Consider the following 20,508-nt stretch of genomic DNA (forward strand, 5'->3'; position numbering starts at 1 on the left):
CCATGCACCTCGACGGCTTTGTTATTCCCGTCCCGGAAGGCAAGCGGCAGGCCTACCTTGAGATGGCACATTGGTTCGACCAGGCGATGATCGATCTCGGCGCGCTCGAGGTGGTCGAGGGCTGGGAAAGCGACGTGCCCAACGGCAAACGGACTGACTTCCGCAAGGCCGTCGCCGCCGAGCCGGGCGAAAAGATCGTCTTCTCGTGGATCCTGTGGCCCGACAAGGCGACGGCCGACGCGGCGCACGAGGCGATCCACGAGGACGAGCGCTTCAAGGCGATGACCGAAATGCCGTTCGACGGACGGCGGATGATCTTTGGCTCGTTCGAGCCGATGCTGGACCTGAGGAGGCCCCAATGACTGGCATGCCCATCTGGTTTGAACTGATGACGCCCGATCCCGACGCGGTGCGTGATTTCTACCGCGCCGTCGTCGGCTGGGACATCGGGCCCGCGGGGATGACCGCGGGCAGCGGGCAAATGGACTACCGCGCGATTCAGCGCGGCGACGGCGGAATGGCCGGCGGCGTGCTCGGCCTCAGCCGGGACATGATCGACGGCGGCGCAAAGCCGGGCTGGTTGGCATATTTCCATGTCGACGACGTGCCCACGGCGGTCGAGAAAGTCGAACAGCTGGGCGGGAAAACCTGGATGCCCACCCGCACGATGGATGTCGGCACAATGGCGATGGTCGCCGATCCGCAAGGCGCGCCGTTCTACCTTATGGATCCCATTCCGCCGGCCGATAATCCCGACGCGAAGAGCGACGTGTGGGATCGCGAGAAGGCGCAGCATTGCCGGTGGCTCGAGCTCGAAACCACCGACGAGCCCGCAGCCACGGCGTTCTACACCGCCATGTTCGGCTGGACCGCCGAAAACACGATGCCGATGGGAGACAAGGGCGTGTACCGCTTCGTCGAGCATGAAGGGCACACTATCGGCGCGATCAATCCGTGGATGCCCGACGGCATGTCGGTTTCGTGGCTGCCCTATTTCGGGGTCGCCGACATCGACAAAGCGCACGAGGCGGCCAAGAATTCCGGCGGCACGATCCGGGGTGAAGTGCACGAGGTGCCCGGAGGCGACTTCATCTTCATGGCAAACGACCCCGCGGGCGCAGCGGTCGCTTTCGTCGGCCCGAAAGGAGAATGATCATGGCCAACAAGGCCTCCAACTGCATCTGGTACGAGTCCGGAGCCGAAGACGCGGCGAAGTTCTACGCCTCGGTGTTCCCTGACAGCGCGGTCGGCGCGGTCCACAGCGTGCCCGGCGACTTTCCCGCCGGCGAGCAAGGCCAGGTGCTGACGGTCGAATTCACCGTCTGCGGCATCCCCTGTCTCGGCCTCAACGGCGGCCCGCACTTCAAGGCGAGCGAGGCGTTCTCGCTGATGGTCTTTACCGACGATCAGGAAGAGACCGACCGCTACTGGGACGCCATCGTCGGCAACGGCGGACAGGAAAGCCAGTGCGGCTGGTGCAAGGACAAGTGGGGCATCAGTTGGCAGATCACCCCGCGCGCGCTGATGGCCGCGACGACCCATCCGGACAAGGCCGCCGCCAAGCGCGCGTTCGAGGCGATGATGCAGATGAAGAAGATCGACATTGCCGCGATCGAAGCGGCCGTAAGGGGAGACTGAGATCATGGCACGCAAGATCGTCGGTACGGTATTTCAGACGCTTGACGGAGTCATGCAAGCACCAGGCGGGCCGAGCGAAGACCCCACTGGCGGGTTCGAGTTCGGCGGCTGGCAGTTCGGCTTTCCCGACGAGGAGGCCGGCGAGGCGATCGGCGCGAGCCTGCAACCGCCTTATGCCCTCCTGCTCGGCCGGCGGACCTACGACATCTTCGCGTCGTATTGGCCCCACCAGGAGAGCGATGACGAGAGCGGACAGGTTGCCCGGGACTTCAACGCGGCTGAGAAGTTCGTGATGACGCATTCGGACGCGCCGCTCGAATGGGAGAACAGCCACCGGGTCGCGGGCTTCGACGAATTGGCGGAAATCCGCGGCGGCGATGGGCCGGATTTGCAGGTCTGGGGCAGCAGCACGCTCTATCCAGGCCTCGTGGAGCGTGGCCTGCTCGACCGGCTGACGGTGCTGACCTATCCCCTCGTGCTCGGCAAGGGGAAGCGCCTGTTCTGCGACGGCACGCCGGCTGCGACGCTGCGGCTTGAGAGCGGCAAGATGACCGGCCGCGGGACCACGGTTGCCAGTTTCGTTCCCGAGCTTGGCGTCGAACTTGGGCAGAGCCCGCCTGTCGAAGGCAATGCGAGCGAGGAGCGCCGCCAGAGGCGCATCGCCGAAGGTAGCTGGTGATGCTGGCGCTCTACGGGCATCCGTTCTCGTCCTACACCTGGAAGGCGCTGATCGCGCTCTATGCCAACGGGACCGAGTTCGAGTTCCGAGAAATCGACCCGTCGGTGCCGAAATACGAAAGCTTCACCGGCAAGGCGCACCCGTCGGGTCAGTTCCCGGTGCTGACCGACGGCGACGCGATCGTCGTCGAAACGAGCGCGATCATCGAACACCTCGCGGTTCACCACCCCGGCCCCGCCCCGCTTATCCCGGCCGATCCCGCCGAGGCCGTCGTGGCGCGGATGATCGACCGGGTGTTCGACAATTACGTCATGGGCAACATGCAGCGGTTCATGGCGGCATACTTCGTCGACAAGGACGATCCAGCCGCAGGGGGCTTGCGGGACGAGCCCTTCGCGCCGGAAATGGTCGCTGCCAAGGTCGGGTTGCGCCGCGCCTACGCCTGGCTCGAGCGGTGGCTTTCGGCGAATGCGCTGCCGCCGCACGTCAGCCTCGTGACCTGCGCAGCCGCCCCGTCGCTATTCTATGCCGACTGGGTAGAGCCGATTCCCGAGGACTGCCCGCGCCTTGCCGCCCTGCGCGCTGAGCTCCTGGCGTTGCCCCCGGTCGTCCGCTGCGTCGATGAGGCACGGCCCTATCGCCCCTACTTCCCCCCGGGTGCGCCCGATCGCGATTGAACAGGAGAGGCCGATGCACGAGCTTACCATCACCCGTTACATCGACGCCCCGACCGACCGGGTGTGGGACGTCATGGCCAACCGGATGGAGGAATGGTGGTGCCCGAAGCCGTGGCGTGCCGAATTCGACGGTCTCGAACGGCGCCCCGGCGGCAACGGCAGCTGCACCATGTACGGCCCGGACGGCGAAGTGCATCCACACCCCGGCACCGTCCTCGCCTGGGACGAAGGTCGCCGCTTCGCCTTCACCGACGCGATCGTCGACGACCTCGAGCCGGCCGGCCCGTTCATGATCGGCATTTGGGAGGTCGAGCCCGAGGGCAGTGGTACCCGCTACACTGCGCGCGCACGTCACTGGACCGAGGCGGATTCGAAACGCCACGACGAGATGGGCTTCGAAGCCGGCTGGGGCGCCTGCGCCGAGCAGCTCAAGACGCTCTGTGAGAATTGACCTGCCCTTTTTGTTCTCTTATTGTTCTCGCCACTTGGGGAGCGATTCGCGATGGCCGCCTTCACCTTCTTCTACAATCCGATGAGCCGGGCGCAGATTGCCCGTTGGGCGCTGCACGAAGTGGGAGCCGACTACGAGCCGGTGCTGGTCAAGTGGGACGACAAGCCCGCGGCGCTCATGGCGGCGAACCCGATGGGCAAGCTGCCGACGATCATCCACCATCACGGCGGCCACGATCACGTGGTGAGCGAAGGCGCGGCGGTGTGCCATTATCTCGCGGCCACCCATCCCGAGGCCGGGCTGCTGCCCGGCGAGCACGAGATGGCCGACTATTTCCGCTGGCTGTTCTTCGCCGCGGGGCCGCTCGAGCAGGCGGCGACGGCGAAGATGTTCGGCTGGCAGCTGCCGCCCGAGCAGGAGATGGCCGCCGGTTTCGGCAGCTACGACAGGACGATGGACGCGCTCGACGGTTGGCTGTCGAGCCATGACTACGTGTGCGGCGAACGGTTCACGATGGCCGACGTCTACCTCGGCTCGCACGTCGATTGGGGGTTGATCTTCAAGTCCTTTCCCGAGCGGGCCAGTTTCACCGCCTATCTCAATCGGGTGCGGGCGCGGCCAGCCTACCAGGAGGCCAAGGCGATCGACAACAAGCTGATCGAGGAGATGCAGGCGCATGGCTAACGAGACCGCCGCGCTCGAAGGCCACTGCGCTTGCGGCGAGGTTCGCTACCGCCTCGCCGACCGTCCGTTCGCGGTGCATTGCTGCCATTGCCGCGATTGCCAGCGCGAGACAGGGTCGGCCTTCGTCATCAACGGGCTGATCGAGACGCCGATGGTCGAGGTGATCGCCGGTTCGCCCGAAATGATCGGCACCCCATCGGCCAGCGGCAAGGGCCAGCAGATCGTCCGCTGTCCGACCTGCCACGTCGCGCTGTGGAGCCATTACGGCGGAATGGGCGAGAAGGCCGCGTTCGTCCGTGTCGGCACGCTCGAAAATCCCGACGCCTGCCCGCCGCACGTGCACATCTTCACCGGCAGCAAGCAGCCGTGGTTCGAGCTCTCGATGGACGCGCCGGCCTACGACGTGTTCTACAGTCGCGACGATCTCGACACGCTGTTCGGCCCGGATGGCGCGGCTCGCTGGCGCGCTTTGCGGGGCGGCTGATGACGGCCAAGCGAACCGTTCGAATGCGCCTGTTGCGCGACGACCCGGCGGCGCCGAGCGGCGACGCCAGCGCCCCGTTCGGGCTGCAGGACAAGGACGAGAACTTGCAACCGCCGATAAAGCGCGCCGATGGCATGCATGTGTTCGACTTCGAGCTGACGGTGAGCGAGGGGCCCGACGGGCGGCCGAACTTCACCGGCCCATTCGCCTGCGGGCCGCGCGACCAACGCTTCGTCTATCTCTCGTGGCCGCGCACCGACGGCTGCGGCTATGTCAATCGCATCAAGGTGCGGCTCACCGATCTCGATTGGCGGCTGGTGAACGCGGCTATCGAACGCGGCGTCCCGCTCGAAGCCGATGCCAGCGGACGCAAGGCAGGCGGCGGTACCGTTCCGGCGCAGTGGCGGTTCGGCGAAGGGTGAACCGGCCGGAGGTTCCCAATCGGCCCGCGGCTAGGTACAAACGCCTATGCCCGATCCGATCCGCCAGTGGTTCGTCGCCCACCCCGAAAGCGTCGGCGAGACCTACACCGAGCATTTTCGCGTCGCCTCGCGCTTCGGCCTGACGATGGTCGCCGGCGGGTTCGCCTGCTTCGTCCACGCCTTATTTCCGGCGCTCTTCGTCCGCACCGGCAGCACCACGATCAAGGGACTTTACAGCGAGATGCTCGCGCGCCAGCCGGACGCGCCCCGCCCCGCTTACGAAGAGCCCCACTGGCAACCGGAATACGAAATCTGAGCCGTCGTCAGGCGAACGCCGCCGCCTTGCGCAGCAGCTGATAAGCCTCGACCACCCGCTGCAGCCGGCCTTCGTGGCTGCGATCGCCGCCATTGCGATCAGGGTGGTAGCGGCGGACGAGTTCGGAATAGCGCCGCCGCAAGCGCTGGCGGTCGGCCTGCGGATCGAGCCCCATGACTCCGAGCGCCTCGCGCTCGCGCGCGCTGAAGCGCGACCAGGAGGTATCGAACGCCTGTCGCCCGGCTGCGCGGGCACGAATGTCGTTGGCCCGCGAGCCGATCGCGTCGAGCGGGTCGTGGAAGTCGGCCCAGCGCGGCATGCCGTCGACCCCGGCGTCGGCTCGGAACACGCGCGTTTCGGTACGCCAGCCGGCGATAGGCGATTGCGCGGCGAGGATCTCGTCGGCGCTCATCCCCTCGAACCAATCGTAACCTGAATTGAACTCGCGCACGTGCTCGAGGCAGAACCAGCGCCAGTCACCCGGGCCGTCAAACCCGGGGGAGCGCGATCCCGGCGCGCGGAACTCGCCCGGCTCGTCGCATCCCTCCGCTTCGCATTCGCGCCCCGTTTCTTCGTAACGGCCGTGGAACCTCTGGCTTCGCATCGGCTATAGGATGGGGAGAGTCGCCTCGGAAGGAAACCCCAATATGGCAGGAAGTGTCGCCCGCGAGATCGAAACCCTGCTCGGCCACGCCTTCGTGCCGACGCGGCTCGAGGTGATCAACGACAGCGCCCGCCACCACGGCCATGCGGGTGACGACGGCAGCGGCGAATCGCACTTCACTGTGGTGATCGAAAGCGTCGCCTTCGCCGGCAAGAACCGCCTCGAGCGCCAGCGGATGGTCAACCGCGCGCTGGGAGACATTCCCGGCCAGCGGGTCCACGCGCTCGCCATCCGCGCCTTCGCTCCCGGAGAAGCCGGATGAGCTACCAGCTGTGGTATTGGCCGAACATTCCCGGCCGCGGCGAGTTCGTCCGCCTGGCGCTCGAAGCGGCCGAGGTCGAATACGAGGACATGGCCCGTGAGAAAGGGGCCGAGGCGCTGATCGAGGACCTGCAGGGCCGCAGCGGCATCAAGCCGCTCGCCCCGCCCTACCTCGTGATCGACGACGACTTGTGCGTCGGCCAGACGGCCAACATTCTCGCCGTTCTGGCCGACCGCCACGACTTCGGCGCAGGCGAGCTGGACACCGACCTTCAGCTCATCCAGCTCCAGCTCGACGTGACGGACATCGTTGCCGAGGTGCACAACGTCCACCATCCGCTCGCCGGCAGCTTGTACTACAATGACCAGATGGACGCCGCCTACGAAGCTGCGCAGCACTTCCGCGACGAGCGCATCCCTCATTTTCTCAACCACTTCGAAAGCGCGCTCGAGGAGAACGGCGGCCCATACATGCTCGGAGACAACTGGGCGCACGTCGACACCAGCCTGTTCCAGCTGATGGAAGGGCTCGACTACATGTTCCCAAAGCGGATGCGTCAACTCGATTACCCGCGGCTCGAGCTTTGCCGCCAGGCGGTCATGGAAATCGACGGCATCGAGGCCTATCTGGCCTCCGACCGCCGCCTGCCGTTCAATCAAGACGGCATCTTCCGCCACTATCCCGAACTGGACTCGGAATGAGCATCTTGAAGACGGTCACTCCGGTGACCCACGATCTCGGCAGCTTCGAGGTGCGCCGGGCGATCCCGAGTCCGGAGTGCCGGATGGTCGGGCCGTTCGTGTTCGTCGACCAGTTCGGCCCGGCGCAGCTCGCGCTAGGCGAGGGGATGGACGTGCGCCCGCATCCGCACATCAACCTAGCGACGGTCACGTGGCTGTTCGAAGGCGCGATCGACCACCGCGACAGCCTTGGAACCTTCTCGACGATCCATCCGGGGACGGTGAACCTGATGACTGCCGGCAGCGGCATCGTCCACTCGGAGCGTAGTCCAGCATCCGAGCGCATGGCGGGCCCGAAGCTCTACGGCATGCAGACTTGGCTCGCGCTGCCCGAAGGCCGCGAGGAGATTGCCCCGGCGTTCGAAGCCGTGAGCGACCTGCCGGTGATCGACGGCGGCGGTGCGCAGGCGCGCATCGTCATGGGCTCGCTGTGGGGCAGCCGTGCAGCGACGACTTGCTACGCCGAGACCATCTACGCCGAGATCGTGCTCGCAGCCGGCGGCGCGATCCCGATCGAGGCCGAGGCCGACGAGCGCGCGGTCATGCTGGTCGGCGGCGAGGCGAGCCTCGATGGCCAGGTGCTCAAGCTTTACGATCTGGTCGTGCTCCGCCCGGGCGACGCCATGACGCTGCGGTCCGAAAATGGCGGGCGGGCGATGCTGCTCGGCGGCGAGGCGTTCACCTCGCGGCGCTACGTCTGGTGGAACTTCGTCAGCTCCGACCGCGAACGGATCGAGCAGGCCAAGGCCGACTGGCGCGAAGGCCGTTTCGGCAAGGTTCCGGGTGACGAAGAAGAATTCATTCCGCTTCCGGAAGTGCCCAAAACCGTCAGTTATCCATAGCAAACCGGCCGCTCCGGTTACGAAGCGGCCGGTTCGGCGAGGCGCTTATGGGTCAGCTGGCGATGAACGCCGCGCTGTCGAACGCCACGCCCTTGCTGTTGAGCTGCTCCATCGCGCTGTCGCGCGCCGAAGCCTTGCACTGCTGCCACGCCGACACTGCGCTCAGGTCACGGATGTCGGGACGGGCGCAGGCGGCTTCGACGCGCTGGGCGAGAACCTTGACGCCGGCGGGCGAGGCAAGATCGAGGTCGCCGTAGGTCACCTGGGTGGCGAACTCTTCGGCCGCGGCCGGGGCAACGGCGAGGAGGGAAAGCGAGGCGGCAAGAACCGCGTTGATGGCAAGCTTGGTCATGATGAAACTCCGAGGGTCGGCGCCGTGATTGGCGATGGCACCCATATGCCGCAGGGGGCGTCGCAGGAGTTTGCCCGACGTGACGCAAATTGTCGGAGATTGTACGGCGGCCGTGCCGCGCACGAAACTGGACAAAGTCAACGATTAGCGGGGTTTGGCAAAGAAATAATCATGCTCGCTGGTCGCACGTCTGCGACACGCGTTACATTTCGCCCACTCGGTGTCGTCAGGATTCGCCGAGCCAGTCGACCCATGCACCATGTGGATGGGCCTCCGCCAGCTTCACCGGTTCTGCGCCGCCGGGCCAGTAGCGCACGCGCAACTCGTGCTTGAAGGTCTGGCGATTGGTCTCGAGAGCCAGCCAAGCGAGCGGCCTTTCGGCGCTTGCCTTCGCGCCCGCCGCCTCCATCGCCTCGGTGACCGCCTGCTGGGTCGCATCGGGCAGGTATTGCCAGACGATCGAATGGAACAGCACGCGGGTAACGCCCGCCTCCTGCGGCGCGGCCAGCCGCTCGCGGACGAATTCGCCGGCGTCCATCCCGACGAGCTCGGGCGCCGACCGCTCGGCCATCGCGATGGCGGCGTCGAGGCGCGCCATGCGTTCGGTCGCGTCGGGCCAGACGTAGGCCTTGAGGCGCAGCGCTTGCTGCGGATCGCTGAGGTCGACCGGCGACCGATCGCATCCGCGCGCGGCAACGATCTCCACCTTGGCGTCAGGAGGCGGCGGACCGCGCCATTCGGGGGCGATCTTCATTCGCGACAGGCTTGGTCCCGACCTCACCCCGCCGAGGTCGTAACGATAGCGCCCCATCATCGTGTTGATCCCGGCGCTGGCGCCGATTTCGTTGAGCTCGAACTTTGGCCCGACTCGCTGCGAGAGCCACAGCAGCCCGGCCATGATGCTCGCGGAACGCCCGGCCTCGTTGGTCTGCGGTGGGCCATCTAGCCACGGCATTAGCCGCGCGTCGTACTTGGCCACCATGTCCACGACGATCGCGTCGATCGCGGCCTGATCGGTCAGCAGCCCGGCATAGACCGGCTCGAGCCGCCGGTCCTCGCCGGAAAGGCACAGCCAGTGCAGGCCGCCGGCGATGCGCAGCGGCATGGCGTCCGCCAGCACCAGCCCATGCCAGTTGGCCATCCGCCGCCCGGTGGCGGTCTCCGTGTCGAGAATCGCCAGCTCAGCGCGGATCACGCGCGCGGTGCGCGGCGCGCTGGCCTCCTCGGCATGTCGGGCTTGCCATTCGATCGCCTCGCGCACGTCCAGAATGTCGGTCACCCCGGTTCCCGCCATATGCGTTGCCCTTTCTCCACCTGCCGACTATCTGCGCCGCGATGCCCGAACCGCTGACCTTCGCCGTGCCCAAGGGGCGCATCCTCGACGAGGCGCTGCCGGTGATGGCGCGCGCCGGCCTCGTGCCGGAAAGCGCGTTTCACGACAAGGGCAACCGCGCGCTGTCGTTCGCCTGCCACGGCGGCGACATGCGGATCATCCGCGTGCGCGCATTCGACGTCGCCACATTCGTGGCCTTCGGCGCGGCGCAGGCTGGGATCGTCGGCTCGGACGTGATCGAGGAGTTCGACTTTTCCGAGCTCTACGCGCCGGTCGACCTCGACATCGGCCACTGCCGGCTGTCGCTCGCCGCGCCGCAGAAAGCGAAGCGAGTGGACAACGCCAGCCACATCCGCGTCGCCACAAAGTACCCCAACATCACCCAGCGCTGGTTCGAGCGGCAAGGCGTGCAGGCCGAGTGCATCAAGCTCAACGGCGCGATGGAGCTGGCGCCAGGGCTCGGGCTTGCCGGGCAGATTGTCGACCTCGTCTCGACCGGCCGGACGCTGGCCGATAACGGCCTCGTGGAAACGGCGACGATCATGGAGGTCTCCGCCCGGCTGATCCTCAATCGCGCGGCACTCAAGACCGACCCGCGCGTCGCCGCACTGGTCGAGACGTTCCGGACGCTGGTCGCCGAGGCAGCTGCCTGATGCAGCGGCTCAAGACCAGCGACCCCGATTTCGAGGCGAAGTTCGCCCGCCTGGTCGACGACCGGCGCGAAAGCGACGTCGAGGTCGCGCACGCTGTCGACGACATCCTCGACCGGGTCCGCGACCTCGGCGACGAGGCGCTGATCGAATACACCGCACGCTTCGACGACCATCGGCTACGTTCGGACGAGGACTGGCGGATCAGCCCAGACACCTGCAAGCAGGCATTCGAAGCGCTCGACCCCAGGTTGCGCCAGGCGCTCGAGCTCGCGGCTGACCGCATTCGCGCCTACCATCGGGACCAGCTGCCGCGCGACCGCGACTTTACCGACGACGCCGGCGTGCGCCTGGGAGCGCGCTGGAGCGCCGTCGATGCGGCAGGGCTCTACGTGCCGGGCGGCCGTGCCTCGTACCCCTCTTCTCTGCTGATGAACGCGATTCCGGCCAAGGTCGCCGGGGTCGAGCGACTGGTGATCGCCACGCCGACGCCCAAGGGCGAGGTCAATTCGCTGGTGCTCGCCGCCGCGCACCTCGTCGGCATCGAGGAAATCTGGCGCATCGGCGGAGCGCAGGCGATTGGCGCGCTCGCCTACGGCACCGATCGGATCCGGGCCGTCGACGTGATCGTCGGCCCGGGCAATGCCTATGTCGCCGAAGCGAAGCGCCAGCTCTACGGCGTGGTCGGCATCGACATGGTCGCCGGTCCGAGCGAGATCCTCGTCATCGCCGACGGCAAGAACGATCCCGAGTGGATCGCCGCCGACCTGCTCAGCCAGGCCGAGCACGACCCTCTGGCGCAGTCGATTCTTATCACCGACGACCCGCAGTTCGCCGAACAGGTCGAGGACCGTATCGACGTGCAATGTTCGATGCTCTCGACCCGCCGCACCGCGCGGGCGAGCTGGGACGACTTCGGGGTGCTGCTGATCGTGTCCGACTTGTCCGAAGCCCCCGCCCTCGCCAACCGGCTCGCCGCCGAGCATGTCGAGCTGGCGGTCGACGATCCCGAGGCGCTGTTCGCGCAGATCCGCCACGCCGGCAGCGTTTTCCTCGGCCGGCACACGCCCGAGGCGGTGGGAGACTACATTGCCGGACCCAACCACGTGCTGCCGACCGGTCGCCGAGCGCGCTTCGCCAGCGGGCTGTCGGTGCTCGACTTCATGAAGCGCACCAGCTTCATTTCCATGGATGCCGAGGCGCTCGGCAAAATCGGCCCGGCGGCGATCGCGCTGGCCGAGGCCGAAGGGCTTCCGGCGCACGCCCAGTCGGTCGAGCTGAGGCTCAAATGAGCCGCGGCGGTCCCAAGCGCTCACGGGCGCGCGCGGCGGCGCGCCTCGCCGCAGTGCAGGCGCTGTACCAGCACGAGATGGAGAGCACCGCGCAGGCCAAGCTGCTCGACGAGTTCCACCAGCACCGCCTCGGCCGAGAGATCGAGGACGAGCAGTACGAACAGGCCGACGTCGACTTCTTCGACGACCTGGTCATCGGCACGCTCGCCAGGCGCGAGGAGATTGACGGCCTGCTGAGCGAACGCCTGGCCCAGGGCTGGAGCCTCCCCCGGCTCGACAAGACCATGCTCCAGATTCTGCGTGTAGGCGCCTACGAACTGCTTGCCCGGCCGGACATCCCGGTCGGCACCGCGATCAGCGAATACGTCGATGTCGCTCACGCCTTTTTCGAGGACCGTGAGGCGAAGTTCGTCAACGGCGTGCTCGACGCCGTGTCCAAGGCGGTGCGGTGAGCGCCGAGCGCGCCTTCATCGAGTCCCTCAAAACCCTGGCCACAGACCCCGCCGCGCGCGGGCTTGCGGACGATTGCGCGGTAATCGAGGTCGGCGGCGAGACGCTGGTGCTGACCCACGACATGATGGTCGAAGGCGTCCACACGCTGCCGGGGCAGGACGCGGCCGATATCGCGTGGAAGCTGGTCACCACCAATCTCTCGGACCTGGCCGCCAAGGGCGCGCGGCCGCTCGGCGTGCTGCTCGGGCACATGCTCGGCCCGGACGACGAGCGCTTCGCCGGCGGCCTCCGTGAAGTTCTCGCCCGGTACGATGTGCCCTTGCTCGGCGGCGACACCTCATCGGGCGGACCGCCGCGCGCGTGGGGGCTGACCGCTATCGGGCGCGCGACGCACCGGCCCGTGCCTTCGCGCTCCGGGGCCAGAGCGGGAGACACGGTTTGGGTGACCGGGCCGCTCGGCGCGGCGATGGCGGGGTTCGAGGCCCTGCGCGGCGGCACCGGCGCGGGCAGCGTGGCCTTCCGCCGCCCGCTCGCCTGTCTGGCGGAAGGCGAGGTGCTTGCCCCCTTCGTCACCGCGATGATGGACATTTCGGACGGGCTGCTGCTCGACGCGTCGCGAATGGCTGAGACGAGCGGAGTGACGATTTCGCTGCGCTCTGCCGACGTGCCCATCGCCGTTCCGGAGGAGCGACGGGCCGATGCGCTGCGCTGGGGGGAGGACTACGAGTTGCTGTTCACACTCCCCGCCGGCGCCGAGCCCACGGTAAGCGCCTGGCGCATCGGCGAGGTGCGTGAACGAGGCGATGCGGCGCTATTGCTCGACGGCCAACCGCCAACGGGCCCGCTCGGCTACGAGCATTAGAGCGGCGAGCAGTCGACTCCGCGCTGCTCGAGGATCGGCTTCATCTCGTAATAGGCGTACTTGGTCGCGTGGTTGGGGATGCCCGGATAGAGGTGGTGGACGATGTGGTACTGCATCCCCAGCGACAGCCAGTGGCCGACCCAGGTTCGGAACACGCGGGTGTTGGTGTAGCGGTCGAGCCCGTCGCGCGGATGGTGCGGGGCCCAGCTCAGCCAGTAGCGGATGTAGCTGAGGCCGAGGTGCCGCGGCAGCCAGAACAGGAAGCAGGCAACGAAGGCGTATCCACTCCACGCCAGCGCGAAGAGGAACCCCATGCTGCCCAGTTGCAGCAGCATCGTGTCGCGCAGGGCGACCTGGGCCTCCGGCGTGCCGATCCGCTCGAGGCAGCGCTTGTAGTGATGGATCGAGCCGTCGGCGCCGGGCTGCCGGTTGAGCCAGGTCTTGACCCAGGCCATGATCGGCCCGCTGGCGCCGTCGGTGTAGTCCGGGTCCATCACCGGATCGTTGCAATGGTAATGGTGATGCATGTGCATCAGCCGCGCCATTGAAAACGGGAAGATCAGGATTAGCGTGGCGACCTGGCCGACCAGTTCGTTCCAGAAGTGGTACTTGGTGCCCGGCCGGCCGATGTTGCGATGCATCGCCTCGTGGCTCGGGATGTAGCCGACCGCGGCGATGAACGTGGCGAAGAGGAAACAGGGCCAGATCGGGATGATCTGCATCATCGTCAGCGGGAACATCGCCAGCCACAGGCCGAAGCAGCCAAGCGTCAGCACGGTATAGATCCGCATATGCTTCGGGTCGGCCATGAACTTCTCGGCCACCTCCCGTTCCTGCAGTCGCAGGTTGACGCGGACGTGCTTGTCGAGCTGGGGCGCGTGGCGCCATTCGAATGCCGAACGCTCGGCGGCGGCGCCCTCGACGCCGCCTTCGATCAACCCGGCGTCACCGGGCAGGGCGTAGTCTTCCGCCTCTTCGCGGGTCAGGTCGTCGAGCGGGCGGTCCATCAAATCCACCGCCCCCTGATGTTGGCGTAGAGCCCCCAGAGGCCACCGAACAGCAGCCCGAAGCCGATCCGCGAGAGGCCGAGCGGCGCGTCGATCTGCCAATAGGCCATCGTCTGCGCGGTCAACGGCGCAATGAAGCCGATCCCGAAGAGGAACGGCATCCAATAGAGCAGTTTGCGGATTACGAGGGCGCCCATCGGCCGTTTACCTAAATTAAACCATGGTCCGCCGCAAGATTCAGGGGCTTGCCGTCACAAATCGGGTCAGCCGCCATGGCGCGGCGGCCACCGCCGAGGTCGGCGCGGAAATCCGCCGCAAGGGGCTTGCACGCGCCCCGCGCGCCCTCTAGCCAGCTTCGTCGCCTGCGGCCGAGGGAGTTCCCGTCGGGCCGCGGCTTTGTTTTGGGAAATAGGGGGAAGGCTAGCAATGAGCCTCGTAGGTATTTCGATTGTTCTGGGACTTCTGGCCGTCGTCTACGGCTTCGTCACCAGCCGCCAGATCCTCGGCGCGTCCGCCGGCAGCGACAAGATGCAGGAGATCGCCGGGGCGATCCAGGAAGGCGCGCAGGCCTACCTCAAGCGCCAGTACACCACCATCGGCATCGTCGGCGTCGTCGTCGCGGTGATCGTCGCTATCTTCCTCGGCCCGATCAGCGCCGCCGGCTTCGTGCTCGGCTCCGTCCTCTCGGGCTTCGCCGGCTTCATCGGCATGAACATTTCGGTGCGGGCCAACGTGCGCACCGCTGCGGCAGCCCAGAAGGGCTTGCAGCAGGGCCTGACCCTCGCCTTCCGCGCCGGCGCGATCACCGGCATGCTCGTCGCCGGTCTGGCGCTGCTCGCGATCGCGGTGTTCTTCTGGTACCTCACCGGCCCGGGCGGCTACACCGTCGGCGGGACCGACCGCACGGTCGTGCAGGCACTCACCGCACTGGCCTTTGGCGCTTCGCTGATCTCGATCTTCGCCCGTCTCGGGGGCGGCATTTTCACCAAGGCGGCCGACGTCGGCGCCGACCTCGTCGGCAAGGTCGAGGCGGGCATCCCCGAGGACGACCCGCGCAACCCGGCGGTCATCGCCGATAACGTGGGCGACAACGTCGGCGACTGCGCCGGCATGGCAGCCGACCTGTTCGAGACTTACGTCGTCACCGTTGGCGCCACGATGGTGCTCACCGCGCTGCTGCTCGGCGGCGCCGGCGACAAGCTGATGGCACTGATGAGCCTGCCGCTGCTGATCGGCGGCGCCTGCATCGTCACCTCGATCATCGGCACCTACTTCGTCCGTCTCGGCGGCGGCACCAACATCATGGGCGCGATGTACAAGGGCTTCCTCGTCACCGCAGTCCTCTCGATTCCGGCGATCTACGGCATGATGATGCTCGCGCTCGGCGACATGAACGCGGTCGTTGGCGTCGCCGGCGGCGGTGGCGGCAACTTCACCGGCATGGACCTGTTCTGGTGTTCGCTGCTCGGCCTCGTCATCACCGGGCTAATCATCTGGATCACCGAGTACTACACCGGGACGAACTTCCGCCCGGTGCGCTCGATCGCCAAGGCTTCGGAAACCGGCCACGGCACCAACGTCATCCAGGGCCTTGCGGTGTCGCTCGAATCGACCGCACTGCCCACCCTGGTGATCGTCGCGGGCATCATCATCGCCTACCAGCTCGCTGGCCTGCTCGGCATCGCCTACGCGGCGACGGCGATGCTCGCCCTCGCCGGCATGGTTGTCGCGCTAGACGCTTACGGCCCTGTGACCGACAACGCCGGCGGCATCGCCGAGATGGCCGGCCTCGACGACGCGGTCCGTGCGAAGACCGACGCGCTCGACGCGGTGGGCAACACCACCAAGGCGGTGACCAAGGGTTACGCGATCGGTTCGGCGGGCCTCGCCGCGCTGGTGCTGTTCGCCGCCTACACCACCGACTTGCGCGAGTTCTTCCCCGCGCTGAACGTCGATTTCAGCCTCGAGAACCCGTACGTTATCGTCGGGCTGCTGCTCGGCGCGCTGCTCCCCTACCTGTTCGGCTCGATGGGCATGACTGCCGTCGGCCGCGCGGCGGGAGACGTGGTCAAGGACGTGCGCGAGCAGTTCGCGGGCGACCCGGGCATCATGGCCGGCACCAGCCGTCCGAACTATGCCCGCACGGTCGACCTGGTCACCAAGGCGGCGATCAAGGAGATGATCGTGCCGAGCTTGCTGCCGGTGCTCGCGCCGATCGTGGTCTACTTCGTGATCACCGCGATCGCCGGGCAGGCCAACGGCTTCGCCGCACTCGGCGCGCTGCTTCTCGGCGTGATCGTCGGCGGGCTGTTCGTGGCGATCTCGATGACCGCCGGCGGCGGAGCGTGGGACAACGCCAAGAAGTACATCGAAGACGGTCACTACGGCGGCAAGGGCTCCGAGGCGCACAAGGCCGCGGTGACCGGCGACACGGTCGGCGATCCCTACAAGGACACCGCCGGCCCGGCGGTGAACCCGATGATCAAGATCACCAACATCGTCGCGCTGCTGCTCCTGGCGGCATTGGCCGCTCACGCCGGCGTCTGATCTTCACGACTGAGTTCAAGAGCCCCGTCCGGCTGGCGCCGGGCGGGGCTTTTGTGTAGCCGCCGGGGATGAGCGAACCGACCTCCGAAGCTCTCGTCGCCAACCTGCTACGGCTGCTCGAGCTCAAGTCGCTCGGCGAGGACCGCTTCGAAGGCCCACGGCGGCGCGACGGGGTCGGGCGGGTGTTCGGCGGCCAGGTCATCGCCCAGGCGCTGATGGCGGCGCAGGCGACCGTACCCGACGACCGCCCGGCGCATTCGCTCCACGCCTACTTCCTGCGCGGCGGCAGCGAGGAGCACGATGTCGAGTACCGCGTTGAACGGGGCTTCGACGGTGGCAGCTTCGCCAACCGGCGCGTCGTCGCGATGCAGCAGGAGCGGCAGATCCTCGCCTGCTCGGTCTCATTCCAGCGGTCAGAGGACGGACCCAGCCACCAGTCCGCGACGATGCCCGCGGTGCCCCCGCCGGACGACCTCGAGCCCGAACACGAAGTCCTGGCACGCCACCGCGCCGAAATCGAAGCTCACGCGCCGCGGATCATCCTGCGCCCGCGACCGATTGAGGTGCGCGCAGCCAACCCGATGGGGCTCCTCAGCCGCGAACCGGGCGCACCGGAGCAGCGCGTGTGGTTCCGCGCTCGCGCACCCCTTCCCGACGATCCTAACCTGCACCGCGCGGTGCTGGCCTACTTCAGCGACATGCGGTTGATGGCGACCTGCCTGCTACCCCACGGCCTCGCCTTCGCGCGCGGCGACGTGCGCGGAGCGAGCCTCGACCACGCACTGTGGTTCCACGAGGATGCCCGCGCCGACGAGTGGCTGCTTTACGCGATGGACAGCCCATGGAGCGGCCACGCCCGCGGGCTCAACTTCGGCCGCGTGTTCACCGGCGACGGCCGGCTGATCGCCAGCGTGGCGCAGGAAGGAATGTTCCGGGCCACCCGCTGAGCCGCGCAGTCCGTCTAGCGAATCAACGCCATGCGCTGGCCCGCGCGGCTCGCTCTTGGTCTGCCGTGAGCGCCGGCCCGGCGGCCATGTCCTGGGCCTTCGCCATCAGTTCGGCCGCGGTGCTTCCGGCCATTTGGTAGTTGCCTTGCTGCATCGCGGCGGCACCGCCTACGGCCTTCAATTGCCAGCCGATCGCATCCTTGCAGGCGATCCCGCTTTGCGCGGCGCCGGCGAAAGCGCGGCAGTATTGCCCGCCGTCGTTTCGGAAGCTGAGGAGCATGCGAGTGGGCGCGCCGGATTCTTGCGTGGCGACGAGCTGGTTATCGAGCGCGGACGCAAGCTGCGCACCGGCGTAGCCTTCCGGCACCTCGCCGCCGCGCGGCAGGAAGACCGCCAGCGCGAGCGACGCGGCGAGCGCCGGGCCGACGATCCAGCCCCAGCGTGGAATGCCGCGTGCGGCGCGGCGCTGCTTCGCCGCCGTGAAATCGATCACCTTCGGCGCCGCCTTGCCAAACAGCGCGGTCAGGCTTTCCGGCACGGGCTCGTCGAGGATCGGCGCAAAGTGGGCGGACAGGCGGTCCCTGAGCGCGCGATGCCGCGCAACCTCGGTCGCCAGCGTCGGGTCGGCCGCGACCGCCGCTGCCACTTCGCTCTGCCGCGGCTCGGCGAGCTGGCCGTCGGCAAAGGCCGCCAGTTCCTCGCGCAACACCCTCATACGCCGTCTCCCAGCCACGCCATCAGCGCGTCGCGCCCGCGCACCAGCCGCGAGTTGAGCGTGCCGACAGGGCAACCGACGATCTCGGCGGCTTCCTTGTAGGAATAGCCTTCGACCATCACCAGTAGCACCGCCTCGCGTTGCTCGTCAGGCAATGTGCCCAGGCCGCGCTCGATCACCGAAAGCGTGACCGCTTCTTCCTGCCCGCCGCCGCCACCGACCGACAGGCCGGCTTCCTCGGCGACGAAGGTCTCGCCCCGGCGCGTCCTCGCGCGGCTTTCGTCGATCCAGATATTACGCATCATTCGGTACATCCAACTGTCCAGTCGCGTGCCCGGCTGCCACAAATCGCGCTTTTCGAGCGCGCGGATCACGGTCGCCTGGCACAAGTCGTCGCCGTCGGCGGGGTCGCGCGCCAGGCCCGCGGCGAAACGCCGCAGCCGGGGTAAGAGCGCCATCACGCCTTGCTCGAAGCCGTCGTCGGCTATGACTTGCCTCGTTTCATGGATTAAACGGATGAGACCGTGCGTTTCATCCGTGCTTCATGCGAAATAGCAAGAGATGTCGAGAATGCGTGCTCCCTTCACCCTGCTGACCGCCTGCGCGGTGCTGCTCACGGTCCCTGCCGCGGCGCAGCTGCTGCCGGGCGTCGGCGTGCCGCAATTGCCAGTGGTGGGGCCGGTCGCGCAAGGCCTCGAGCAGACACTCGACCGCCCGCTGCAAGACATTCGCCAGACCGCGCAGCAGCTGGTCGAGGCGCGCGCGGACCGCATCGCCGACCTGCTGCGGCGCCAGAGCGAATTCGTCGAACCCGATGCCAACGGCGAGCCGGCGGTGCGCGGCGAACTTCTGCTGGTCGATGCCGATGCGGCGACGCTCGGGGCTGTGCGCGCGGCGGGCTTTAGGGAAGCGGGCAGCGAACAACTTGGCTCGCTCGGAATAAGCGTCACCCGATTGCAGGTGCCGCGGGGCGCGTCGCTCGGCGAGGCGCAGCGGCACTTGCTGCGCGTGGCGCCCGCCGCCGAGATCGCCCCGGACAACCTGCATTTTCAGAGCGGCGGCACGGCGACGCTCGAAGTTGCGGCTGCCGCGGCCGTCGCGCCCGCGACGATCGCCACTCCCGTGGGAGTGATCGACGGCGCTCCGGGCAAGGGCCAGCAAGTCGCCGCGCTGCGCGGCTTCGCCAAGGGCGCGCCGCTGGCCAGCAACCACGGCAGCGCGGTCGTTTCGCTGCTGCAAGGCGCGGGCGCGCGCCGGGTGCTGGCGGCCGACGTCTATGGCAGCGATCCGGCGGGCGGCAACGCGCTCGCCATCGTTCGCGCGCTCGACTGGCTCGCCGGGGCCGGCGCGCGCGTGGTCTCGATCAGCCTGGTCGGTCCGCGCAACGCAGTGCTCGAGAAGGCGCTCGGAGCGCTGCAACGAAAGGGCATGATCGTGGTCGCCGCCGTCGGCAACGACGGCCCTGCCGCGCCGCCGTCCTATCCGGCGTCCTATCCCGGGGTACTGGCGGTCACCGGTGTCGATCGCCGCCAGCGCCCGCTGATCGAGGCTGGCCGCGCGCTGCACCTCGACTACGCCGCACCTGGAGCCGACATCCGTGGCCGCGACAAGGCGGGGAAATGGGCCAGCCTGCGCGGAACCTCCTTCGCCGTCCCTCTCGTTGCCGCTCGCGCCGCGGCCGCGCTCGCCCGCGGCGGATCGTGGCGGGCGGCGCTCGACCGCGAAGCGGTGGACCTGGGGCCGCAGGGACCGGACGGGCAATTCGGCCGCGGGCTGCTTTGCCGCGAGTGTGCCCGCCGCTAGCCGAACCGGCTCGCAAAATTCTTTCCCATCGCGTGAATTAAACCGCTCGGGACATCCGTTTTCCTTTCGAACCGGCAGCAGACCCTGCCGGCGAATGGAAGAAGGAACCCAGTCATGAAACGGATTTGGATCGCCGGATCGGCCATCGCTCTCATCGCCCTCCCGGCGCAAGCGCAGATTCTCGGCGGCGGCGGGGGACTTGGCGGCGTGCTCGGCGGCGCCGGCTCGGTCGGCGCGATGCCGTCGTTCCCCTCCCTCCCCGACCTGCCCAGCAATCCCACCGGCGGCACATTGGGTGCCACCGGCAGCGGCTCGGCCAGCGGCAACGGCTCGGCGCATGTCGACCACCACAGGGGCCATGTCGACGCAAGCGGAAACGGCAACGCCAGCGGCAACGGCGGCCTGAACGGCGTGCTCAACACCCCGGCGGGCAGCGCCAACGGCAGCGGCCGCGCGAGCGGCTCGGCATCGGGCGGCGGCTCGGCGTCGGCGGACCTGATCGGCACCGACCAGCTTCGTTCGACCGCGCAAGGCGCCGTCGCGGGAGCGCGCGGAACCGCGCAGCAGGCGCGCGGCACGGCCTCGGGCCTCGCCGGAGGCGCCGGTTCGCTGGCCGGCAACGCCTCGGGCAGCGGCTACGGCGCCGCGAACGGCTCAGCCGGCTACGCGTCGGGCGCGCTCGCCGCGG

At 67.9% G+C, this 20,508-nt stretch carries 29 protein-coding genes; 22 read left to right on the forward strand and 7 right to left on the reverse strand.

From position 1 onward, the window contains the following. Nucleotides 1-2: 2 nt before the first annotated feature. From G7B69_RS14955 to G7B69_RS15000, 10 genes are read left to right on the forward strand one after another with little or no spacing between them, the layout of a single operon-like run. Nucleotides 3-362: a DUF1428 domain-containing protein gene (locus G7B69_RS14955; protein ID WP_166180723.1), complete on the forward strand. Its 360-nt coding sequence runs from the start codon at nt 3-5 to the stop codon at nt 360-362. Further along, nucleotides 359-1,153 carry a VOC family protein gene (locus G7B69_RS14960; protein ID WP_166180725.1) on the forward strand — a complete coding sequence of 265 codons (795 nt, stop codon included), beginning with the start codon at nt 359-361 and terminating at the stop codon, nt 1,151-1,153. The genes G7B69_RS14955 and G7B69_RS14960 overlap by 4 nt, the downstream gene beginning before the upstream one ends. A gap of 2 nt (nt 1,154-1,155) precedes the next feature. Then, entirely contained in the window at nt 1,156-1,638 is a 483-nt protein-coding gene (locus tag G7B69_RS14965; protein ID WP_166180727.1) for a VOC family protein, read from the forward strand. Nucleotides 1,639-1,642: 4 nt separating this feature from the next. Continuing rightward, nucleotides 1,643-2,317, forward strand: coding sequence for a dihydrofolate reductase family protein (locus tag G7B69_RS14970; protein ID WP_166180729.1), 675 nt, complete (start codon nt 1,643-1,645; stop codon nt 2,315-2,317). Further along, the gene (locus G7B69_RS14975) at nt 2,317-2,994 is read left to right on the forward strand and encodes a glutathione S-transferase family protein (RefSeq protein ID WP_341479203.1); all 678 of its coding nucleotides are present in this window, start codon (nt 2,317-2,319) and stop codon (nt 2,992-2,994) included. The genes G7B69_RS14970 and G7B69_RS14975 overlap by 1 nt, the downstream gene beginning before the upstream one ends. 13 nt (nt 2,995-3,007) lie before the next feature. Next, nucleotides 3,008-3,445 (forward strand): SRPBCC domain-containing protein, encoded by a 438-nt coding sequence (locus tag G7B69_RS14980; RefSeq protein WP_166180733.1) that lies wholly within the window; start codon nt 3,008-3,010, stop codon nt 3,443-3,445. Nucleotides 3,446-3,496: 51 nt separating this feature from the next. Next, on the forward strand, nt 3,497-4,129 hold the full coding sequence (locus G7B69_RS14985; RefSeq protein ID WP_166180735.1) for a glutathione S-transferase family protein: 633 nt from the start codon (nt 3,497-3,499) through the stop codon (nt 4,127-4,129). Then, nucleotides 4,122-4,613, forward strand: a complete 492-nt coding sequence (locus tag G7B69_RS14990; protein WP_166180737.1) for a GFA family protein — start codon at nt 4,122-4,124, stop codon at nt 4,611-4,613. Before G7B69_RS14985 ends, G7B69_RS14990 begins: the two co-directional genes overlap by 8 nt. Continuing rightward, complete coding sequence (locus G7B69_RS14995; protein ID WP_166180739.1) at nt 4,613-5,035, forward strand: DUF5990 family protein; 423 nt, start codon at nt 4,613-4,615, stop codon at nt 5,033-5,035. The genes G7B69_RS14990 and G7B69_RS14995 overlap by 1 nt, the downstream gene beginning before the upstream one ends. Before the next feature lie 46 nt (nt 5,036-5,081). After that, nucleotides 5,082-5,351, forward strand: a complete 270-nt coding sequence (locus tag G7B69_RS15000; RefSeq protein WP_166180742.1) for a DUF6356 family protein — start codon at nt 5,082-5,084, stop codon at nt 5,349-5,351. A 7-nt stretch (nt 5,352-5,358) separates the two neighbouring features. On the opposite strand, the gene G7B69_RS15005 is transcribed toward G7B69_RS15000, so the two are convergent. Then, complete coding sequence (locus G7B69_RS15005; RefSeq protein ID WP_166180744.1) at nt 5,359-5,955, reverse strand: J domain-containing protein; 597 nt, start codon at nt 5,953-5,955, stop codon at nt 5,359-5,361. A gap of 43 nt (nt 5,956-5,998) precedes the next feature. Here G7B69_RS15005 and G7B69_RS15010 point away from each other — a divergent pair, with 43 nt between their 5' ends. The 3 genes from G7B69_RS15010 to G7B69_RS15020 are packed head-to-tail and all read left to right on the forward strand — an operon-like array spanning nt 5,999 to nt 7,859. Continuing rightward, the gene (locus G7B69_RS15010; RefSeq protein WP_166180746.1) at nt 5,999-6,277 is read left to right on the forward strand and encodes a BolA family protein; all 279 of its coding nucleotides are present in this window, start codon (nt 5,999-6,001) and stop codon (nt 6,275-6,277) included. Further along, complete coding sequence (locus tag G7B69_RS15015) at nt 6,274-6,978, forward strand: glutathione S-transferase (protein WP_166180748.1); 705 nt, start codon at nt 6,274-6,276, stop codon at nt 6,976-6,978. The genes G7B69_RS15010 and G7B69_RS15015 overlap by 4 nt, the downstream gene beginning before the upstream one ends. Beyond that, nucleotides 6,975-7,859, forward strand: a complete 885-nt coding sequence (locus G7B69_RS15020) for a pirin family protein (protein WP_166180750.1) — start codon at nt 6,975-6,977, stop codon at nt 7,857-7,859. Before G7B69_RS15015 ends, G7B69_RS15020 begins: the two co-directional genes overlap by 4 nt. Nucleotides 7,860-7,911: 52 nt before the next feature. Here the strand turns inward: G7B69_RS15020 and G7B69_RS15025 are convergent, their stop codons facing one another. Both G7B69_RS15025 and G7B69_RS15030 read right to left on the reverse strand, forming a co-directional pair. Beyond that, nucleotides 7,912-8,211, reverse strand: a complete 300-nt coding sequence (locus G7B69_RS15025) for a UrcA family protein (protein ID WP_166180753.1) — start codon at nt 8,209-8,211, stop codon at nt 7,912-7,914. A gap of 226 nt (nt 8,212-8,437) precedes the next feature. Then, nucleotides 8,438-9,505: a DUF2332 domain-containing protein gene (locus tag G7B69_RS15030; protein ID WP_166180755.1), complete on the reverse strand. Its 1,068-nt coding sequence runs from the start codon at nt 9,503-9,505 to the stop codon at nt 8,438-8,440. Between the two features lie 41 nt (nt 9,506-9,546). Here G7B69_RS15030 and hisG point away from each other — a divergent pair, with 41 nt between their 5' ends. Genes hisG through thiL form a run of 4 tightly spaced genes read left to right on the forward strand, consistent with a single transcriptional unit; the run spans nt 9,547 to nt 12,801 of the window. Beyond that, a complete protein-coding gene (gene hisG, locus G7B69_RS15035; protein WP_166180757.1) occupies nt 9,547-10,197 on the forward strand; it encodes an ATP phosphoribosyltransferase in 651 nt (216 codons plus the stop codon). Further along, complete coding sequence (gene hisD, locus G7B69_RS15040) at nt 10,197-11,486, forward strand: histidinol dehydrogenase (protein WP_166180759.1); 1,290 nt, start codon at nt 10,197-10,199, stop codon at nt 11,484-11,486. The genes hisG and hisD overlap by 1 nt, the downstream gene beginning before the upstream one ends. Continuing rightward, nucleotides 11,483-11,938, forward strand: a complete 456-nt coding sequence (gene nusB / locus G7B69_RS15045) for a transcription antitermination factor NusB (RefSeq protein WP_166180761.1) — start codon at nt 11,483-11,485, stop codon at nt 11,936-11,938. Before hisD ends, nusB begins: the two co-directional genes overlap by 4 nt. Further along, entirely contained in the window at nt 11,935-12,801 is an 867-nt protein-coding gene (gene thiL, locus G7B69_RS15050) for a thiamine-phosphate kinase (RefSeq protein WP_166180763.1), read from the forward strand. Before nusB ends, thiL begins: the two co-directional genes overlap by 4 nt. Here thiL and G7B69_RS15055 read toward each other — a convergent pair. Then, nucleotides 12,798-13,808, reverse strand: a complete 1,011-nt coding sequence (locus tag G7B69_RS15055) for a fatty acid desaturase (RefSeq protein ID WP_166180764.1) — start codon at nt 13,806-13,808, stop codon at nt 12,798-12,800. The two genes, thiL and G7B69_RS15055, sit on opposite strands and share 4 nt — an antisense overlap. Next, the gene (locus G7B69_RS15060; RefSeq protein WP_166180766.1) at nt 13,808-14,005 is read right to left on the reverse strand and encodes a hypothetical protein; all 198 of its coding nucleotides are present in this window, start codon (nt 14,003-14,005) and stop codon (nt 13,808-13,810) included. Before G7B69_RS15060 ends, G7B69_RS15055 begins: the two co-directional genes overlap by 1 nt. Before the next feature lie 23 nt (nt 14,006-14,028). Here G7B69_RS15060 and G7B69_RS16960 point away from each other — a divergent pair, with 23 nt between their 5' ends. The 3 genes from G7B69_RS16960 (at nt 14,029) to G7B69_RS15070 (ending at nt 17,302) form a co-directional block, all read left to right on the forward strand. After that, a complete protein-coding gene (locus G7B69_RS16960) occupies nt 14,029-14,157 on the forward strand; it encodes a hypothetical protein (RefSeq protein WP_279323173.1) in 129 nt (42 codons plus the stop codon). A gap of 77 nt (nt 14,158-14,234) precedes the next feature. Beyond that, nucleotides 14,235-16,355: a sodium-translocating pyrophosphatase gene (locus tag G7B69_RS15065; RefSeq protein WP_166180768.1), complete on the forward strand. Its 2,121-nt coding sequence runs from the start codon at nt 14,235-14,237 to the stop codon at nt 16,353-16,355. A 68-nt stretch (nt 16,356-16,423) separates the two neighbouring features. Beyond that, nucleotides 16,424-17,302 (forward strand): acyl-CoA thioesterase, encoded by an 879-nt coding sequence (locus G7B69_RS15070; RefSeq protein WP_166180770.1) that lies wholly within the window; start codon nt 16,424-16,426, stop codon nt 17,300-17,302. A gap of 22 nt (nt 17,303-17,324) precedes the next feature. Here the strand turns inward: G7B69_RS15070 and G7B69_RS15075 are convergent, their stop codons facing one another. After that, the gene (locus G7B69_RS15075; RefSeq protein ID WP_166180772.1) at nt 17,325-18,017 is read right to left on the reverse strand and encodes an anti-sigma factor family protein; all 693 of its coding nucleotides are present in this window, start codon (nt 18,015-18,017) and stop codon (nt 17,325-17,327) included. Next, a complete protein-coding gene (locus tag G7B69_RS15080) occupies nt 18,014-18,505 on the reverse strand; it encodes an RNA polymerase sigma factor (protein ID WP_279323174.1) in 492 nt (163 codons plus the stop codon). The genes G7B69_RS15075 and G7B69_RS15080 overlap by 4 nt, the downstream gene beginning before the upstream one ends. Nucleotides 18,506-18,587: 82 nt before the next feature. Between G7B69_RS15080 and G7B69_RS15085 the strand changes: the two genes are divergently transcribed. Both G7B69_RS15085 and G7B69_RS15090 read left to right on the forward strand, forming a co-directional pair. Further along, nucleotides 18,588-19,820, forward strand: coding sequence for a S8 family serine peptidase (locus tag G7B69_RS15085; RefSeq protein ID WP_166180776.1), 1,233 nt, complete (start codon nt 18,588-18,590; stop codon nt 19,818-19,820). Nucleotides 19,821-19,934: 114 nt separating this feature from the next. Continuing rightward, on the forward strand, nt 19,935-20,508 hold a 574-nt coding region (locus G7B69_RS15090; RefSeq protein ID WP_166180778.1), incomplete at its 3' end, for a hypothetical protein.

It is taken from the genome of Croceibacterium segetis, from assembly GCF_011320115.1.
In the GTDB taxonomy this organism is placed as follows: domain Bacteria; phylum Pseudomonadota; class Alphaproteobacteria; order Sphingomonadales; family Sphingomonadaceae; genus Croceibacterium_B; species Croceibacterium_B segetis.

Bases quoted from the DNA above. Each gene is read 5' to 3' on its own strand.
- G7B69_RS15020 (WP_166180750.1), top strand. From the start codon at position 6,975: ATGAGCATCTTGAAGACGGTCACTCCGGTGACCCACGATCTCGGCAGC.
- G7B69_RS15025 (WP_166180753.1), bottom strand. From the start codon at position 8,211: ATGACCAAGCTTGCCATCAACGCGGTTCTTGCCGCCTCGCTTTCCCTC.
- G7B69_RS15060 (WP_166180766.1), bottom strand. From the start codon at position 14,005: ATGGGCGCCCTCGTAATCCGCAAACTGCTCTATTGGATGCCGTTCCTC.
- G7B69_RS15005 (WP_166180744.1), bottom strand. From the start codon at position 5,955: ATGCGAAGCCAGAGGTTCCACGGCCGTTACGAAGAAACGGGGCGCGAA.
- G7B69_RS14980 (WP_166180733.1), top strand. From the start codon at position 3,008: ATGCACGAGCTTACCATCACCCGTTACATCGACGCCCCGACCGACCGG.
- G7B69_RS16960 (WP_279323173.1), top strand. From the start codon at position 14,029: ATGGTCCGCCGCAAGATTCAGGGGCTTGCCGTCACAAATCGGGTCAGC.
- G7B69_RS15065 (WP_166180768.1), top strand. From the start codon at position 14,235: ATGAGCCTCGTAGGTATTTCGATTGTTCTGGGACTTCTGGCCGTCGTC.
- G7B69_RS15000 (WP_166180742.1), top strand. From the start codon at position 5,082: ATGCCCGATCCGATCCGCCAGTGGTTCGTCGCCCACCCCGAAAGCGTC.
- hisG (WP_166180757.1), top strand. From the start codon at position 9,547: ATGCCCGAACCGCTGACCTTCGCCGTGCCCAAGGGGCGCATCCTCGAC.
- G7B69_RS15030 (WP_166180755.1), bottom strand. From the start codon at position 9,505: ATGGCGGGAACCGGGGTGACCGACATTCTGGACGTGCGCGAGGCGATC.
- G7B69_RS14995 (WP_166180739.1), top strand. From the start codon at position 4,613: ATGACGGCCAAGCGAACCGTTCGAATGCGCCTGTTGCGCGACGACCCG.
- hisD (WP_166180759.1), top strand. From the start codon at position 10,197: ATGCAGCGGCTCAAGACCAGCGACCCCGATTTCGAGGCGAAGTTCGCC.
- G7B69_RS15070 (WP_166180770.1), top strand. From the start codon at position 16,424: ATGAGCGAACCGACCTCCGAAGCTCTCGTCGCCAACCTGCTACGGCTG.
- G7B69_RS15085 (WP_166180776.1), top strand. From the start codon at position 18,588: ATGCGTGCTCCCTTCACCCTGCTGACCGCCTGCGCGGTGCTGCTCACG.
- G7B69_RS15015 (WP_166180748.1), top strand. From the start codon at position 6,274: ATGAGCTACCAGCTGTGGTATTGGCCGAACATTCCCGGCCGCGGCGAG.
- G7B69_RS14955 (WP_166180723.1), top strand. From the start codon at position 3: ATGCACCTCGACGGCTTTGTTATTCCCGTCCCGGAAGGCAAGCGGCAG.
- G7B69_RS15055 (WP_166180764.1), bottom strand. From the start codon at position 13,808: ATGGACCGCCCGCTCGACGACCTGACCCGCGAAGAGGCGGAAGACTAC.
- G7B69_RS15075 (WP_166180772.1), bottom strand. From the start codon at position 18,017: ATGAGGGTGTTGCGCGAGGAACTGGCGGCCTTTGCCGACGGCCAGCTC.
- nusB (WP_166180761.1), top strand. From the start codon at position 11,483: ATGAGCCGCGGCGGTCCCAAGCGCTCACGGGCGCGCGCGGCGGCGCGC.
- G7B69_RS14965 (WP_166180727.1), top strand. From the start codon at position 1,156: ATGGCCAACAAGGCCTCCAACTGCATCTGGTACGAGTCCGGAGCCGAA.
- G7B69_RS14970 (WP_166180729.1), top strand. From the start codon at position 1,643: ATGGCACGCAAGATCGTCGGTACGGTATTTCAGACGCTTGACGGAGTC.
- G7B69_RS14975 (WP_341479203.1), top strand. From the start codon at position 2,317: ATGCTGGCGCTCTACGGGCATCCGTTCTCGTCCTACACCTGGAAGGCG.
- G7B69_RS14990 (WP_166180737.1), top strand. From the start codon at position 4,122: ATGGCTAACGAGACCGCCGCGCTCGAAGGCCACTGCGCTTGCGGCGAG.
- G7B69_RS15010 (WP_166180746.1), top strand. From the start codon at position 5,999: ATGGCAGGAAGTGTCGCCCGCGAGATCGAAACCCTGCTCGGCCACGCC.
- G7B69_RS14985 (WP_166180735.1), top strand. From the start codon at position 3,497: ATGGCCGCCTTCACCTTCTTCTACAATCCGATGAGCCGGGCGCAGATT.
- G7B69_RS14960 (WP_166180725.1), top strand. From the start codon at position 359: ATGACTGGCATGCCCATCTGGTTTGAACTGATGACGCCCGATCCCGAC.